Origin of the sequence: Saccharothrix sp. 6-C (genome assembly GCF_016695385.1) — a bacterium.
GTDB lineage: Bacteria > Actinomycetota > Actinomycetes > Mycobacteriales > Pseudonocardiaceae > Actinosynnema > Actinosynnema texasense.
In genome coordinates, this window is sequence record NZ_CP064192.1 from 6,426,856 (window position 1) to 6,441,698 (window position 14,843).

Here is a 14,843-nt window from a genome sequence, read left to right on the forward strand (position 1 = left end):
ATGTTGGAATGAGGGAGGGCCTCCGGGTTCGGTGTGGATTGCGACGTCTACACCTGACCGACGGAGGCCCTCGTGACCCACGCTAACGCACCGCTGACTCCGGCGGGCAGGCTGCGCCTGGCCCGGTGTGTCGTGGAGGACCGGTGGCCGTTGCGGCGGGCCGCGGAGCGGTTCCAGGTGTCGGTGTCCACCGCGAAACGCTGGACGGACCGCTACCGCGACCAGGGTGGTGCGGGCATGGTCGACCGGTCCTCGCGTCCGCGTACGAGTCCGCGCCGCACTCCGACCCGGACCGAGGGCGGATCGTCAAGGTGCGGGTGCTGCGCCGGTGGGGCCCGGCCCGGATCGCCTCACATCTGGGCCTGGTGTGCTCGACGGTGCACCGGGTGCTGGTCCGCTACCGGTTGGCGCGGCTGTCACACCTGGACCGGGCCACCGGTCGCGCGGTGCGGCGCTACGAACACGCCGCGCCCGGCGACCTGGTCCACGTGGACATCAAGAAGCTCGGCAACATCCCCGACGGCGGCGGCCACAGGGTGCACGGCCGGCACGCGGGTCGGGTCGGCGCAACAGCTCCGCACATCGCGATCCCGACCGGCCCCGCACGACCCACCGCCATCCCAACCTGGGCTACTCCTACCTGCACAACGCCGTGGACGACCACAGCAGGCTCGCCTACACCGAGATCCTGCCCGACGAGACCAAGGGCACCGCGACCGCGTTCTGGACCAGGGCACAGGCGTTCTTCGCCGCCCACGGCATCACGGTCAAGCGGGTGCTGACCGACAACGGGTCCTGCTACCGCTCACGCCTGTGGCACGACACCCTCACCGGTGCCGGGATCACGCACAAACGCACCCGCCCCTACCGGCCCCAGACCAACGGCAAGGTCGAACGCTTCAACCGCACCCTGCTCGACGAATGGGCCTACGCCCAGCCCTACGCCTCGGAGGCCGAACGACGAGCGGCGCTGCCGCGATGGCTGCACACCTACAATCACCACCGCGGCCACACCGCACTCGCAGGCCAGCCACCCGCCAGCCGCGTCCCCAACCTCACGGGGCAGTACAGCTAGCCGGCCTCGGGTGGTGCTACCGACCGTCACCGCGATGTCACTCGGGCGCGCAGCGATTTGCCCCGGCTGGTCAATTGTCCTCGCGGCGTTCCGCGACCAAGTTTGCTGGGGTGGCCAGCGACTTGCAGCGCAAGAAGACCTCCATCGTGTTCACCGCCATGGACTCGAACGGTGACGGGTTCCTGGAGCGTGCCGATTTCGAGGCGTTGACGGACCGGTGGGTGCGCATCCGGGGCGGGAACGGGCAGGACGACCGGTTGCGGCAGATCATGATGGGCTGGTGGGAGACGCTGCAGGTGGCGTCGGACCACGACCACGACAACAGGGTGGACATGGACGAGGTGCTGTCCGTGGTGAGCGACCTGGGCACCATGCTCGACCTGGTGGTGGCCACGGCGGAGTCGATGTTCGAGGCGGTGGACGAGGACGGCGACGGCCAGGTGTCCGCGCCCGAGTACGGCCGCATGATCCACGCCTGGACCGGGGACGACTCCCCCACCGACGCCGTGTTCGCCCGGCTCGACCTCGACGGCGATGGCGTGATCTCGAAGTCCGAGTTCGTCCGGCACTGGGTGGAGTTCTGGGCGGGCGACGACGCGGACGCGCCCGGCACCCACGTGTTCGGGGAGATCTAGCGCGGGTCCGCCGTGACGCGCGTGCGGCGGGTGCCCCGGCGGTAGGCGCTGACGGCGGGCGAGTCGATCCAGAACCGCCACGGCACGTCGACCGCCACGGCCACGCCGACGCGCGGCCCGGTGCGGATGTCGGCGGGGTCCACCGGCTCGCCGGCCAGCAGCCGCACGGTCGCGTCCGGCTCGGTCAGGTCCACGCCGTTGTGCGCGCGGTCCAGGCCGAGCACGCCGGTCAGCCGGGCGGGGCCCTTGGCCAGTTCGGCGGCGCTGCGCGCGGTCGGGCGGCGGGCGTGGGCCAGCTCGGACCCGGTGACCACCTCGCCGGCGCGCAGCAGCACCGCGCCGGGCACGCCGTCGGTCAGCGACACGACGTTCGCGCAGAAGTGCATCCCGTAGACGAAGTACACGTAGAGCCGGCCGGCCGGGCCGAACATGACGTCGTTGCGCGGGGTGCGGCCCCGGTAGCAGTGCGAGGCGGGGTCGTCACCGCCCCGGTACGCCTCGACCTCGACGATCCGCACCCCGACCACGCCCTCGTCGGTGGTCGACTCGATGACGCTCCCGAGCAGGAGCCGCGCGGCGTCGACGGGGTCGACCGCGAGCTCCCGCTCGGTGAGCTGCCTAGGCGTTGCGGGCAACGGAGACCTTGTCGCGCAGCCTCTTCAACTGCTCGGCCACGCGGTCGGGCGCGGTGCCGCCGTGCGCGTCCCGGGACGCGATGGACCCTTCCACGGTCAACACGCTACGCACTTCGGGCGTCAGCGCGGGAGAGATGGTGGCGAACTCCTCGTCGGTCAGCTCCGCGAGCCCGACGCCACGCCCCTCGGCCACCCGGACGCACTCGCCCGCCGCCTCGTGCGCCAGCCGGAACGGCACGCCCTGCCGCACCAGCCACTCGGCGATGTCGGTGGCCAGGGTGAACCCGGCGGGCGCCAGCTCGGCCATCCGCGCGGTGTCGAACCGGGTGGTGGCGATCATCCCGGCCAGCGCGGGCAGCAGCAGCTCCAGCTGCTCGACCGAGTCGAACAGCGGCTCCTTGTCCTCCTGGAGGTCCCGGTTGTAGGCCAGCGGCTGGGCCTTCAACGTCGCCAGCAGCCCGGTGAGGTTGCCGATGAGCCGGCCGGACTTGCCCCTGGTCAGCTCGGCGACGTCCGGGTTCTTCTTCTGCGGCATGATCGAGCTGCCGGTGGCCCACGCGTCGTCCAGCACGGCGAAGCGGAACTCGGCGGTGGTCCAGATGATCACCTCTTCGGCGATCCGGGACAGGTCGACGCCGATCATGGCCAGCACGAACGCGATCTCGGCGGCGAAGTCGCGCGAGGCGGTGCCGTCGATGGAGTTCTCCACCGGGCCGTCGAAGCCCAGCTCCGCGGCCACCGCGGCCGGGTCGAGGCCGAGCGACGAGCCGGCCAGCGCGCCCGAGCCGTAGGGCGACACGGCGGTCCGCTTGTCCCAGTCGGCCAGCCGGTCGACGTCGCGCAGCAGCGCCTGGCCGTGCGCGAGCAGGTGGTGGGCCAGCAGCACGGGCTGCGCGGACTGCAGGTGCGTGCGGCCGGGCATGACGGCGGTGGCGTGCGCGGACGCCTGGTCGGCCAGCGCGTCGACCACGTCCAGGACGCCCGCGGCCACCCGTTGGGCGGCGTCGCGCAGCCACATCCGGAACAGCGTGGCCACCTGGTCGTTGCGGGACCGGCCGGCGCGCAGCTTGCCGCCCAACTCGGGTCCGGCGCGCTCGATCAGGCCGCGTTCCAGCGCGGTGTGCACGTCCTCGTCGGCCTGCGTCGGGGTGAACGACCCGGAGGCCACGTCGGCTTCCAGGGCGTCCAGCGCCGTCAGCATGCGCTCCAGCTCGTCGGCGGTCAGCAGGCCGGCCCGGTGCAGCACGCGGGCGTGCGCGCGGGAGCCCCTGATGTCGTACGGGGCGAGTCGCCAGTCGAAGTGCGTGGACGCGGACAGCCGCGCCATCGCCTCCGCCGGTCCTCCGGCGAACCGGCCACCCCACAATGAACTCACGTGATCGAATCCCTCTTCGCGGCGATCTTGGTCGGCAGGCCCCGCGGTGACGCGGGGCCTTGGCTGAAGTCTGGCAGCGGCGGCTCGCCGCGTCGGTCGGCGACGACCGCGCGGCCACCGTGCAGCACGAGCCGGACCTCGCCGGACACGTGCGGCTGGGTGTCGTCGATGAAGCTGTCGAGCGCCCGCTTGAGCGGCGAGAACCACAGGCCGTCGCGCACCAGTTCACCCCAGCGACGCTCGACCCGCCGCTTGAAGCGGGCCAGGTCGGGTTCCAGGGTGGCGTCCTCCAGGCCGCGGTGCGCGGTGGTCAGGGCGACCGCGCCCGGTGTCTCGTGGACGCGGGCGCCGCGGCCGGACCCCCGCGCGCCCGCGCGCCGGTTCAGCTCCTGGACGGCCTGCAGCATGGTGACGGTCTCGCCGTCGATGGCGACCGGTCTGCCCCGGTCGAACGTGATCACCAGCTCGTCGGGGTCGACCGGGTCGACCGGCGGGGTGCGGTCCGCGGGGTGCGGCACGTGGTCGTGGACCAGCGCGAGGACGCGCAGGTCGGGCGCGAGCGCGCGGATGCCCGCCTCCAGGCGGACGCCGTCGTGGCCGGCGCAGCCGTGCGCCACCGCCGTCGCGCCGTGCCGGGCGGCGGCCCCGACGAGGTGCTCGGCGACGAGCGGCGGGTACAGCGCGGACGCGGGCCGCAGGGCGTTGGCGCGCAGCGCGGGCAGGCAGTACCGGTCGGCGAACTCGTCGCGGGCGTCCACCACCTCGGCCCGCACCGCGCCGCCGGCCAGCGCGCGCTGCCGGAACGCCTCCGGGTCCTCGCCTCGGTCGAGGTCCACCGCGACGGCGACGACCCCGGCGCCGGTCTCCTCGGCGAGCCGGTGGATCCCGACCGCGCTCGTCGCGCCGCCGGGGCACACGAGGACGACCCGCTCACTCATCGGCGTCACCCTGCGGCGACTGGTCGTCGCCCGCGGCGAGGGCGGTGACCCGGGCGGCCAGGTCGGCGCCGGTGAGGGGTTCCCTGGCCACGGCGAGGATGGTGTCGTCGCCGGCGATGGTGCCGACGATGTCGTGCAGCGCGGCCCGGTCCAGCGCGCTGGCCAGGAACTGGGCCGCGCCGGGTGGGGTGCGCAGCACGGCCAGGTTGCCTGAGTGGTCCACCGACACGAGCAGTTCGGCGAGCACCCTGGTGAGGCGGGACGTGCCGCCCTGCACGCCCCGCACCGGGCTGCCGTCCTCGGGGATGACGTAGACGGGCGCGCCGCCGTCGGGTCCGCGCAGCTTGACCGCGCCCAGTTCGTCCAGGTCGCGCGACAGCGTGGCCTGGGTGACCTCGATGCCTTCCACCGCCAGCGTCTTCGCCAGCTCCGACTGGCTGCGGATGGCGCGTTGGGCGACCAGTTCGACGATGCGGGCCTGCCGCGCGGTCCGGGTCATCGGCGCGTTCCGCCCGAGTTCTCCAGCAACCACACGAGCAGGGCCTTCTGGGCGTGCAGCCGGTTCTCCGCCTCGTCCCACACGGCGCTGTCCGGGCCGTCCAGCACGTCGTCGGTGATCTCCTGGCCGCGGTGGGCGGGCAGGCAGTGCAGCACGGTCGTCTTCACGCCGGTCGCGGCCACGAGGTCGGCGTTGAGCTGGTAGGGCCGGAACGGGCGCATCCGGTCGCGGCCGTCGTTCTCCTGGCCCATGGACGTCCACGTGTCGGTGACCAGCACGTCGGAGCCGTCCACCGCCTCGCGCGGGTCCTCGATGACGGTCACCGAGCCGCCGGTGTCCGCGGCGCGTTCGCGGGCGTCGTCCAGCACCCACGGCAGGGGCTGGAACAGCGCGGGCGCGGCGATCCGCACGTGCATGCCCGCCGTGACGCCACCGAGCAGCATCGAGTGGGACATGTTGTTCGCGCCGTCGCCCAGGTAGGTGACGGTGAGGCCGGCGAGCCTGCCGTGCACGCGCCGGATGGTCTGGAGGTCGGCCAGCACCTGGCAGGGGTGGAACTCGTCGGTCAGCGCGTTGATCACCGGGATGCGGGACACCGACGCCATCGCGTCGATGCGCTTCTGCGCGAACGTCCGCCAGATCACCGCGTCCACGTACCCGGACAGGATGCGGGAGGTGTCCTCGATGGTCTCCTCGCGGCCGAGCTGCATGGACCGGCCGTCGATGATCACCGGGTTGCCGCCGAGCTGGGCGATGCCCACCTCGAACGACAGCCGGGTGCGGGTGGAGTTCTTCTCGAAGATCACCGCGACGGACTTGGGCCCGGTCAGCGGCTTGGCGGTCAGCCGGTCGGCCTTGTAGTCGTCGGCGAGGTCGAGGACCGCGGCCTGCTCGTCGGGGGTCAGGTCGTCGTCACGCAGGAAGTGGCGCACCATCACGGCTCCTGGCCTGGGGAGGGGAGGAACGACGGCAGGTCGGCCACCAGCCGGTGGGCGTCCGCCTCGTCCAGCACCAGCGGCGGCGCCAGGCGGATGACGTCGGGCTGGATCGGGTTGATCAGGTAGCCGGCCCGCTGCGCGGCCGCCGCGGCCTTCGCCGAGACCGCCTCGCGCAGCGTGATGCCGAGCAGCAGGCCGGCGCCCCGCACACCGGAGATGAGCGGGTGGTCCAGCGCCTCGACACCGGACGCGATCTCCTTGCCGACCGCGGCGGTGTGCTCCAGCAGGCCGTCGGAGGCGATCGTGTCGAGCACCGCGAGCGCGGCGGCGCAGCACACCGGGTTGCCGCCGAACGTGGTGCCGTGCTGGCCGGGCTCGAACAGGTCCTTGGCCGCGCCGACCGCGATGCACGCGCCCAGCGGCAGCCCGCCGCCGAGGCCCTTGGCCAGCGTGATGACGTCGGGCACGATGCCGACCTGCTGGAACGCGAACCAGGTGCCGAGCCGGCCGACGCCGGTCTGCACCTCGTCGAGGATGAGCAGCGCGCCGTGCTCGGCGGTGATCCGGCGGGCCTCCTGGAGGTAGCCCTCGGGCGGCACGACGACGCCGTTCTCGCCCTGGATCGGCTCCACGATGAACGCGGCGGTCTCGTCGTCGACCGCGGCTTCCAGGGCGGCCACGTCGCCGTACGGGACGTGCACGACGCCGGGCACCAGCGGCTCGAACGGCTCGCGCTTCTTGGGCTGGCCGGTCAGCGCCAGCGCGCCCATGGTGCGGCCGTGGAAGCCGCCGTCGGTCGAGACGACCTTGGTGCGGCCGGTGCGGCGGCTCAGCTTGAACGCTGCCTCGTTGGCCTCCGCGCCGGAGTTGGCGAACAGGACCCGGCCGTCACCGTCCACCCCGGACAGGTCGAGCAGCCGTTCGGCGAGGGTGAGCGCGGGCTCGTTGATGTAGAGGTTGGAGGTGTGGCCGATCTTGCCGATCTGCTCGGTCACCGCGGCCACGATCGCCGGGTGCGCGTGGCCGAGCGCGTTGACCGCGATGCCGGTCAGCAGGTCCAGGTAGCGGTTGCCGTCGGCGTCCCAGACGTGCGCGCCCTCGCCCCTGGTCAGGGTCAGGCCGGGCGTGCCGTAGTTGTTCATCATCGCGGCTTGCCACCGCTGCTGGTCGCTCATGCCTCGTCCGCCCCAGTCCGCTCGGTCACCATCGTCCCGACACCCTCGGAGGTGAAGACCTCCAGCAACACCGAGTGCGCCAGCCTGCCGTCGATCACGTGCGCCTCGGGGACGCCGCCGCGCACCGCGCGCAGGCAGGCCTCCATCTTCGGCACCATGCCGCTGTCCAGGCCCGGCAGCATCTCCTCCAGCCGGTCGGCGTCCACCCGGTGCAGCAGCGAGCTCCTGTCCGGCCAGTCGGCGTACAGGCCCTCGACGTCGGTGAGCACGACCAGCTTCTCGGCCTTCAGCGCCACCGCCACCGCGCCCGCCGCCGTGTCGGCGTTGACGTTGTGCACCACGCCGTCGACGTCCGGCGCGACCGTGGACACGACCGGGATGCGGCCCGCGCGCACGATGTCGAGCACCGCGTCCGGGTTGACGTCGACGATGTCGCCGACCAGCCCGATGTCGACCGGCTCGCCGTCCACCACGGCCGGTCGCCGGGCGGCGGTCAGCAGGTGGGCGTCCTCGCCGGACAGGCCGACCGCGAGCGGGCCGTGCGAGTTGATCAGGCCGACCAGCTCGCGCTGCACCTGGCCCACCAGCACCATCCGGACCACGTCCATGGCCTCCGGCGTGGTCACGCGCAGGCCGCCGCGGAACTCGGACTCGATGCCGAGCCGCTTGAGCATCGCGGCGATCTGCGGCCCGCCGCCGTGCACCACGACCGGGTGCAGGCCGGCGAGCTTGAGGAACACCATGTCCTGCGCGAACGCCCGCTTCAGCTCGGTGTCCACCATGGCGTTGCCGCCGTACTTGACGACCACGATCGCGCCCCGGAAGCGCTGCAACCACGGCAGCGCCTCGATCAGGATCCCGGCTTTGGCCTGCGGTGTGATCACGAGCTGTACGCGCTGTTCTCTTCGACGTACCCGTGGGACAGGTCGGTGGTCAGCACGGTGGCCGTGCCGTCGCCCAGGTTCAGGTCCACCACGATGGCCACGTCGCGGCCGGACAGGTCGGCCTCGCTGCGGTCGGCGGCCTTGTGCCCGTCCGCGAACAGCGTGACGCCGTTGATCGTGATGCCGAGCTTGTGCTGGTCCACGGTGGCCTGCGAGCGGCCGACGGCCATCGCGATGCGGCCCCAGTTCGGGTCGGAGCCGAACAGCGCGGTCTTGACCAGGTTGTCCTCGGCGACGGTCTTGGCGACCACGACGGCCTCGGCCTCGGTGAGCGCGCCGTTGACCGTGATGGAGACCTCCTTGGTGACGCCCTCCGCGTCCCCTTGGAGCTGCTTGACCAGGTCGTTCGCCACGGCGGTGAGCACGTCGGCGAACTGCTCGGCGCTCGGCGCGACACCGGAGGCGCCGGAGGCGAGGACGAGCACGGTGTCGTTGGTGGACGTGCCGCCGTCCACGTCGAGCCGGTCGTAGGTCTTGGCGGTGACCGCGCGCAGGGCCGCGTCCAGGGCGTCGCCCTCGATCACCGCGTCGGTGGTGATGACGCTGAGCATCGTGGCCATGTTCGGCGAGAGCATCCCCGCGCCCTTGACGAACCCGCCGACCGACCACCCGTCCGGGTGGTCCTGCCAGCTCTGCTTGGGGTGGGTGTCGGTGGTCATCACGGCGGTGGCGGCGTCCAGGCCGGACTGGTCGCCGGCGCCCAGCTCCTGGGCCGCCTTCTCCACGCCCGCCTTGAGGTTGTCCATCGGCAGGCGCTCGCCGATCAGGCCGGTGGAGCACACCGCGACCTCGACCGCGCCGATGTCCAGCACCTCGGCGACCTTCTCGGCGGTGGCGTGGGTGTCCTGGAAGCCCTCGGGCCCGGTGCACGCGTTCGCGCCGCCGGAGTTCAGCACGACGGCGTGGAGCTTGCGCTCCCGCAGCACCTGCTGGGACCACAGCACGGGCGCGGCCTTCACCTGGTTGGTGGTGAAGACGCCCGCGGCGGCCTGGCCGGGACCTTCGTTGACGACCAGCGCCAGGTCGAGCGCGCCGGACTCCTTGATGCCGGCCGCGACACCGGCGGCCTTGAAGCCCTTCGGTCCCGTAACGCCTTTGTTGCGGTTCAAGGTGCTACTCCCACGGTGGACAGGCCGGTGGTCTCCGGCAGGCCGAGTGCCAGGTTCATGCACTGCACCGCGGCGCCCGCGGTGCCCTTCGCCAGGTTGTCGATCGCGGCCACCACGACCAGCCGGTTCACGTCGCGGTCGACGGCCACCTGGAGCTGCACGGCGTTCGAGCCGAGTACCGCGCCCGTGGTCGGCCAGTGGCCTTCCGGCAGCAGGTGCACGAACGGCTCGTCGGCGTAGGCCTTCTCGTACGCGGCCCGGACGTCCGCGTCACCGTCCTCGAGCGTCGCCGAGCAGGTCGCCAGGATGCCGCGCGGCAACGGCGCCAGCACCGGGGTGAACGACACCCCCACCGGCCCGCCGGCGACCTTGGCGAGGTTCTGCGCGATCTCCGGGGTGTGCCGGTGCGCGCCGCCGACGCCGTAGGCGCTGAGCGAGCCCATCACCTCGGAGCCGAGGAGGTTCGGCTTGAGCGCCTTGCCCGCGCCGGACGTGCCGGACACGGCCACCACCGTCACCTCGGGCTCGACCAGCCCCATCGCGGGGGCCAGGGCCAGCGAGGACACGGTCGGGTAGCAGCCGGGCACGGCGACGCGGCGGGCGCCGCGCAGCTCGTCGCGCTGACCGGGCAGCTCGGGCAGGCCGTAGGGCCAGCTGCCCGCGTGCGCGCCGCCGTACCAGCGGTCCCAGGCGGCGGGGTCGGTGAGCCGGTGGTCCGCGCCGCAGTCGACGACGAGCGTGTCGTCGCCCAATCGGGCGGCGATCTCGGCCGAGCGGCCGTGCGGCAGGGCGAGGAAGACGACGTCGTGGCCCTTGAGGGTGTCGGCGGTGGTCTCCTCCAGCACCCGGTCTGCCAGCGGCAGCAGGTGCGGCTGGTGGGCGAGCAGCGGGGAGCCCGCGTTGCCGCCGGCGGTGAGCGCGCCGATCTCCACGTCCGGGTGACCGAGCAGGAGGCGCAGCACCTCTCCCCCGGCGTACCCGCTGGCCCCGGCGACCGCGATCCGTACCGTCATGCGGATAAGTATGCACGCTGATGCAAAGGTACTCAAATCCTTTGCGGATCGGCTGGGGCGGCGCGGGCCCCCGGTGTCGTGCTTTCCTGGAAGCGGACTGGGGGGTTCATCGTGATGCACCATCCGCACGACCACGCACGGGGGCGGGTTTCAGCAGGCAGGCGACGGCCGCGCGACGGCCATCCGGTCGCCGCACGGCCGTGGGTGAAGGCGCTCGCCTGGGTCGGCGTGCTCACCGCGATCGTGGGCATGACCGTCATCGGCCTGGACGTGGTGTGCGACGCCGCCCCGACGCCCGACCTCCGCTCGATGCACGCCAACGGGTTCCCGGGCCGCGACCCGTTCCCGGGCGCGCCGATCCCCGCCGACGACCGGCTCGACGGCCACCCGCCGACCGGGGCCCGACCGGCGCGGCCGGGCGACGCGGGCGTCGGCCTCGCGCTGGTCTTCGGCGGCTTCGCGCTGGCGGCCGGCGCGGGCCTCGGGCACCCGCGCCGCCGTCACCACGTCACGGGCAGCGACCCCAGGCCGTAGACGACCTGCTGGGAGCGGTAGTCGGGGTCGGGTCCCACCGCGCGCAGCCCGGGGAACCGGCGGGCCAGGGCGGGGAACGCGATCCGCATCTCCATCCTGGCCAGCGGCGCGCCGAGGCAGTGGTGCACGCCGTGGCCGAACGCGACGTGGCCGCCCGCGTCCCGGGTGATGTCCAGCACGTCGGGGTCCGGCACGAGGCCGGGGTCGCGGTCGGCGGCGGGCAGCGAGCAGACCACCAGCTCGCCGGGACCGAGGACCTGACCGCCCAGCTCCACCTCCGCGACCGTGACCCGGGGCACGCCGGTGTGCACGACGGTCAGCCACCGCAGCAGCTCCTCCACGGCCGCGTCGGCGCGTTCGGGCTCCTCGCGCAGCAGCCGCAGCTGGTCGGGGTGGCGCAGCAGGGCGAGCACGCCGAGGCCGAGCATGTTGGCCGTGGTCTCGTGGCCGGCCAGGAGCAGCAGGTCCGCGACGCCGACCATCTCCCGGTCGTCGAGGGCGGCGGTCTCGTCGCGGGCGAGCACGCCCAGCAGGTCGTCCCCCGGCTCGACCCTGGCCCGCGCGACCAGCTCGGCCAGGTAGGCCTTGGACTCGTACTGGATGGCGAGCCGCTGCTCGAACGTCAGCGTCACGTCGAAGAACCTCGTGTAGCGGTCCTGGAAGGCCTCGCGGTCGGCGAAGGGCACGCCGAGCAGCTCGCAGATCACCAGCGCCGGCACGGGCAGCGCGAAGTCGGCCACCAGGTCGGCGGGCGGCCCCTGGCGCTCGATCGCGTCGAGGTGGTCGCGCACGATGTCGTGGATCCGCGGTTCCAGCCGGCGCATCCGGCGGGCGGTGAACTCCGGCGCCAGCGTCCGCCGCAGCCGGGTGTGCTCGGGCGGGTCGAACGCCAGCAGGTTGCCCGGCCGCACGGCGGCCAGCTCCTCGTCGCTCAACGCGGGCGCGCCCGGCACCAGGTGGTGGGCGGAGATGCGGAAGCGCCGCGTGTCGCTGTAGACGAGCCGGACGTCCTCGACGCGGGTGACCAGCCACACCGGCCCGCCCAGGGCGGGCGAGTCGACCCGGCGCACCCCGCCCCGGTCGCGGATCTCCGCCAGGTCGGGGTGGGGGTCGAACCCCAGCCGGCGGAAGTGCAGGGGCGTCGTCGGCATCGCGGCCATGCCGCCTCCAACCGTCGAGGGTCCTGCGAAAAAAGTAGCGACCCGGCGGAGTGGTGCGCGAGCCTTCACCCGAGTGAGGCCCAGCTACTCACCGTGACCACAGGGAGTGCCCGATGACCGGACGCCTGCGCGCCGTGATCTTCGACTGGAGGGGGACGCTGGTGCTCGCGCCCACGTTCCGCGGGTGGGTGTCGGAGGCGTTGCGCCGGCTCGGCCGCGACACCGACCGGACCTCCGACGTGATCGCGTCGCTGGACCTGTCCTCACTGGACGTGCCCGGTCTCGACGCGGACGCCGCGCTGCACCGGGCGACGTACTACCGGGCGTTCCGGGCGGCCGGGCTGGACGAGGAGCTGGCCGACTCGCTCTACGCGGTGGAGGCCGACCCGGCGTTCACCCCGTTCGCGGTGGACGCCGGGCCGACGTTGCGGGAGCTGCGCGCCGCGGGCGTGCGGATCGGGGTCCTCAGCGACATCCACTTCGACCTCCGGCCCGCGTTCGCCGACCTGCCGGTCGACGCGTTCGCGCTGTCCTTCGAGCACGGCGTGGCGAAGCCCGACCCGGCGATCTTCCACGTCGCCCTGCGCGAGCTGGGCACGGCGCCCGGCGAGACGCTCATGGTCGGCGACCGCTCGACGCACGACGGCGCGGGCGTCGAGGCCGGCCTGCCGACCTTGCTCGTCCCGCCGCTGCGGGACGTCGAGGACGCCCGGCTGCACCTCGTCACGAGACTGCTCGGGTGATCAGGAGCCGAAGCGCTCCAGCGCGCGCATCTTGTTCGTGGCGTCCAACGCGGCCACCTTGTACGCCTCGGACAGCGTCGGGTAGTTGAAGACGGTGTCCACCAGGTAGTCCACCGTGCCGCCGCACGCCATGACCGCCTGGCCGATGTGGACCAGATCGGTCGCGCCGGTGCCGAACAGGTGCACGCCGAGCAGCTTGCGGTCCGCAGTGGACACCAGCAGCTTGAGCATGCCGTAGGCGTCGCCGACGATCGAGCCGCGCGCCAGCTCGCGGTAGCGCGCCAGCCCCACCTCGTACGGCACCGCGGACGACGTCAGCTCGGCCTCCGTGGCGCCGCAGTAGGAGATCTCCGGGATGGTGTAGATCCCGATCGGCTGCAACGCGGACAGCTCGCGCGCCCGCTCGCCGAACGCGTGGTAGGCGGCGAGACGGCCCTGGTCCATCGACGTGGCGGCCAGCGCCGGGAAGCCGATCACGTCGCCGACCGCGTAGATGTGCTCCACGGGCGTGCGGTAGTGCTCGTCCACGGCCAGCCGGCCGCGGTGGTCGGCCTCCAGGCCCGCCTGGGCCAGGTCCAGCGCCTCGGTGTTGCCCTGCCGGCCGGCCGAGTACATCACCGCGGCGGCCGGGATGCGCTTGCCGCTGGCCAGCGTGGTGACCGTGCCGGAGTCCGACACGTCGACGTTGACGACCTTCTCGCCGAACCGGAAGGTCACCGCCAGGTCGCGCAGGTGGAACTTCAGCGACTCCACGATCTCCGGGTCGCAGAAGTCGAGCATCCGGTCGCGCTGCTCGACCACCGTGACCCGGCTGCCCAGCGCGGCGAACATCGACGCGTACTCGATGCCGATCACGCCCGCGCCCACCACGACCAGGGACGACGGGATCTCCTCCAGCGCCAGCACCTCGTCGGAGTCCAGCACCCGGACCTCGTCGAAGTCCACCTGGTCCGGTCGCGCGGGCCGGGTGCCGGTGGCGATCACCATGTGCCCGGCGGTGACCACGTGGTGCTCGCCGCGCTGCCCGCCGTCCACCGCGACCGTGTGCGGGTCGACGAACCTGGCGGTGCCGGTGAGCAGGTCGACCTGGTTGCGGTGCAGCTGCGCGCGCACGACCTGGACCTCGCGGCCGATCACGTGCTGCGTGCGGGCGAGCAGGTCGCTGATCGTGATGTCCTGCTTCACCCGGTAGCTCGCGCCGTACAGGTCGCGCTGGCTCAGGCCGGTCAGGTACATCACCGCCTCGCGCAGCGTCTTCGACGGGATGGTGCCGGTGTTCACGCACACCCCGCCCACCATGTCCGCGCGGTCCACGATCGCGACCCGCTTGCCGAGCTTGGCGCCCGCGATGGCCGCTTTCTGCCCGCCCGGGCCCGAGCCGATCACCAGCAGGTCGTAGTCGTACTCGCTCATACGCCGAAGCGTCGCACACACCGCCGTTCCGCGGTGGCCGCGTGAGCGGACTCGTGCCGGCGATCCGGCAGGCCTGGCCAAGCCGTTCCCCGGCGTGCCCGAGCCGGTGCGGGCGCGGGCTGTCGGCGCCGGCCAGGCGGGAGGCCTTGGAGCACCTCTAGGTGCGGGCCGCCCGACCCGAGTACGTCAGCGGGAACACGAGGTCCGTGCACGCGTTCGGCACGTCGTGCGCGATCCGCACGACCATCGCCACGTCGACCGCGCCGGCCGGCGGGATGGTGACCGGCTCCGCCATCGGCGCGACGGACAGCACGGCCGACGGGCAGCCCGGCACCCGGTTGTGCGCCGCGTCCAACGGCTGGCCCGGCTGCGCCTCCAGCGTGAGGACCACGATCTCCACGTTGTTCGGGTTCGACAGCCGCACCGTGCGGGCGCCCTCGCTGCCCGGCGTCAGCTCGACCGCGCCGCCGGAGATGTCGGTGATCCCGAACGGTTCGAGCTCGGACACCTCACCGCCGCTGATCGAGTACGCCATCGCGGGCAGCTCGGGTTCCGGCCAGGTCAGGTGCATGGCGGTGACGACGGCGGCGCCCACGCCGAGGATGGTCATGGCGACGGCGACTTCCATCCGCGGGCCCAAGCTGCGCATGAGGCAAC

15 protein-coding genes and 1 pseudogene are annotated in these 14,843 nt (G+C 73.1%); 4 read left to right on the top strand and 12 right to left on the bottom strand.

Going from position 1 to position 14,843, the window contains the following annotated elements; genetic code table 11:
- The first annotated feature begins 72 nt into the window (after positions 1 to 72).
- Both IOD16_RS26980 and IOD16_RS26985 read left to right on the top strand, forming a co-directional pair.
- Positions 73 to 1,075, top strand: a pseudogene (locus IOD16_RS26980) (IS481 family transposase).
- 110 nt (positions 1,076 to 1,185) lie between these two features.
- Positions 1,186 to 1,710, top strand: coding sequence for an EF-hand domain-containing protein (locus IOD16_RS26985; protein ID WP_201436610.1), 525 nt, complete (start codon positions 1,186 to 1,188; stop codon positions 1,708 to 1,710).
- Here IOD16_RS26985 and IOD16_RS26990 read toward each other — a convergent pair.
- From IOD16_RS26990 to argC, 9 genes are read right to left on the bottom strand one after another with little or no spacing between them, the layout of a single operon-like run.
- The gene (locus tag IOD16_RS26990; RefSeq protein ID WP_201436611.1) at positions 1,707 to 2,345 is read right to left on the bottom strand and encodes a DNA-3-methyladenine glycosylase; all 639 of its coding nucleotides are present in this window, start codon (positions 2,343 to 2,345) and stop codon (positions 1,707 to 1,709) included. The two genes, IOD16_RS26985 and IOD16_RS26990, sit on opposite strands and share 4 nt — an antisense overlap.
- On the bottom strand, positions 2,329 to 3,720 hold the full coding sequence (gene argH, locus IOD16_RS26995) for an argininosuccinate lyase (RefSeq protein ID WP_123746342.1): 1,392 nt from the start codon (positions 3,718 to 3,720) through the stop codon (positions 2,329 to 2,331). Before argH ends, IOD16_RS26990 begins: the two co-directional genes overlap by 17 nt.
- Complete coding sequence (locus IOD16_RS27000) at positions 3,717 to 4,658, bottom strand: argininosuccinate synthase domain-containing protein (RefSeq protein WP_201436612.1); 942 nt, start codon at positions 4,656 to 4,658, stop codon at positions 3,717 to 3,719. The genes argH and IOD16_RS27000 overlap by 4 nt, the downstream gene beginning before the upstream one ends.
- The gene (locus IOD16_RS27005; protein ID WP_123746341.1) at positions 4,651 to 5,157 is read right to left on the bottom strand and encodes an arginine repressor; all 507 of its coding nucleotides are present in this window, start codon (positions 5,155 to 5,157) and stop codon (positions 4,651 to 4,653) included. Before IOD16_RS27005 ends, IOD16_RS27000 begins: the two co-directional genes overlap by 8 nt.
- Positions 5,154 to 6,092 (bottom strand): ornithine carbamoyltransferase, encoded by a 939-nt coding sequence (gene argF / locus IOD16_RS27010; RefSeq protein WP_123746340.1) that lies wholly within the window; start codon positions 6,090 to 6,092, stop codon positions 5,154 to 5,156. Before argF ends, IOD16_RS27005 begins: the two co-directional genes overlap by 4 nt.
- Positions 6,092 to 7,270, bottom strand: coding sequence for an acetylornithine transaminase (locus IOD16_RS27015; RefSeq protein WP_201436613.1), 1,179 nt, complete (start codon positions 7,268 to 7,270; stop codon positions 6,092 to 6,094). Before IOD16_RS27015 ends, argF begins: the two co-directional genes overlap by 1 nt.
- Entirely contained in the window at positions 7,267 to 8,154 is an 888-nt protein-coding gene (argB, locus tag IOD16_RS27020; protein ID WP_123746338.1) for an acetylglutamate kinase, read from the bottom strand. The genes IOD16_RS27015 and argB overlap by 4 nt, the downstream gene beginning before the upstream one ends.
- On the bottom strand, positions 8,151 to 9,323 hold the full coding sequence (gene argJ / locus IOD16_RS27025; RefSeq protein ID WP_201436614.1) for a bifunctional glutamate N-acetyltransferase/amino-acid acetyltransferase ArgJ: 1,173 nt from the start codon (positions 9,321 to 9,323) through the stop codon (positions 8,151 to 8,153). The genes argB and argJ overlap by 4 nt, the downstream gene beginning before the upstream one ends.
- The gene (argC, locus tag IOD16_RS27030; protein WP_201436615.1) at positions 9,320 to 10,336 is read right to left on the bottom strand and encodes an N-acetyl-gamma-glutamyl-phosphate reductase; all 1,017 of its coding nucleotides are present in this window, start codon (positions 10,334 to 10,336) and stop codon (positions 9,320 to 9,322) included. The genes argJ and argC overlap by 4 nt, the downstream gene beginning before the upstream one ends.
- A gap of 204 nt (positions 10,337 to 10,540) precedes the next feature.
- On the opposite strand from argC, the gene IOD16_RS27035 reads away from it, so the two are divergent.
- The gene (locus tag IOD16_RS27035; protein WP_201436616.1) at positions 10,541 to 10,870 is read left to right on the top strand and encodes a hypothetical protein; all 330 of its coding nucleotides are present in this window, start codon (positions 10,541 to 10,543) and stop codon (positions 10,868 to 10,870) included.
- On the opposite strand, the gene IOD16_RS27040 is transcribed toward IOD16_RS27035, so the two are convergent.
- Entirely contained in the window at positions 10,837 to 12,030 is a 1,194-nt protein-coding gene (locus IOD16_RS27040; RefSeq protein WP_236594413.1) for a cytochrome P450, read from the bottom strand. The two genes, IOD16_RS27035 and IOD16_RS27040, sit on opposite strands and share 34 nt — an antisense overlap.
- Before the next feature lie 113 nt (positions 12,031 to 12,143).
- Between IOD16_RS27040 and IOD16_RS27045 the strand changes: the two genes are divergently transcribed.
- The gene (locus IOD16_RS27045) at positions 12,144 to 12,773 is read left to right on the top strand and encodes an HAD family hydrolase (protein WP_236594414.1); all 630 of its coding nucleotides are present in this window, start codon (positions 12,144 to 12,146) and stop codon (positions 12,771 to 12,773) included.
- Here IOD16_RS27045 and sthA read toward each other — a convergent pair whose 3' ends face one another.
- Both sthA and IOD16_RS27055 read right to left on the bottom strand, forming a co-directional pair.
- On the bottom strand, positions 12,774 to 14,186 hold the full coding sequence (sthA, locus tag IOD16_RS27050; protein WP_201436617.1) for a Si-specific NAD(P)(+) transhydrogenase: 1,413 nt from the start codon (positions 14,184 to 14,186) through the stop codon (positions 12,774 to 12,776).
- Between the two features lie 157 nt (positions 14,187 to 14,343).
- A complete protein-coding gene (locus tag IOD16_RS27055) occupies positions 14,344 to 14,835 on the bottom strand; it encodes a hypothetical protein (protein ID WP_123746332.1) in 492 nt (163 codons plus the stop codon).
- Positions 14,836 to 14,843 lie beyond the last annotated feature (8 nt).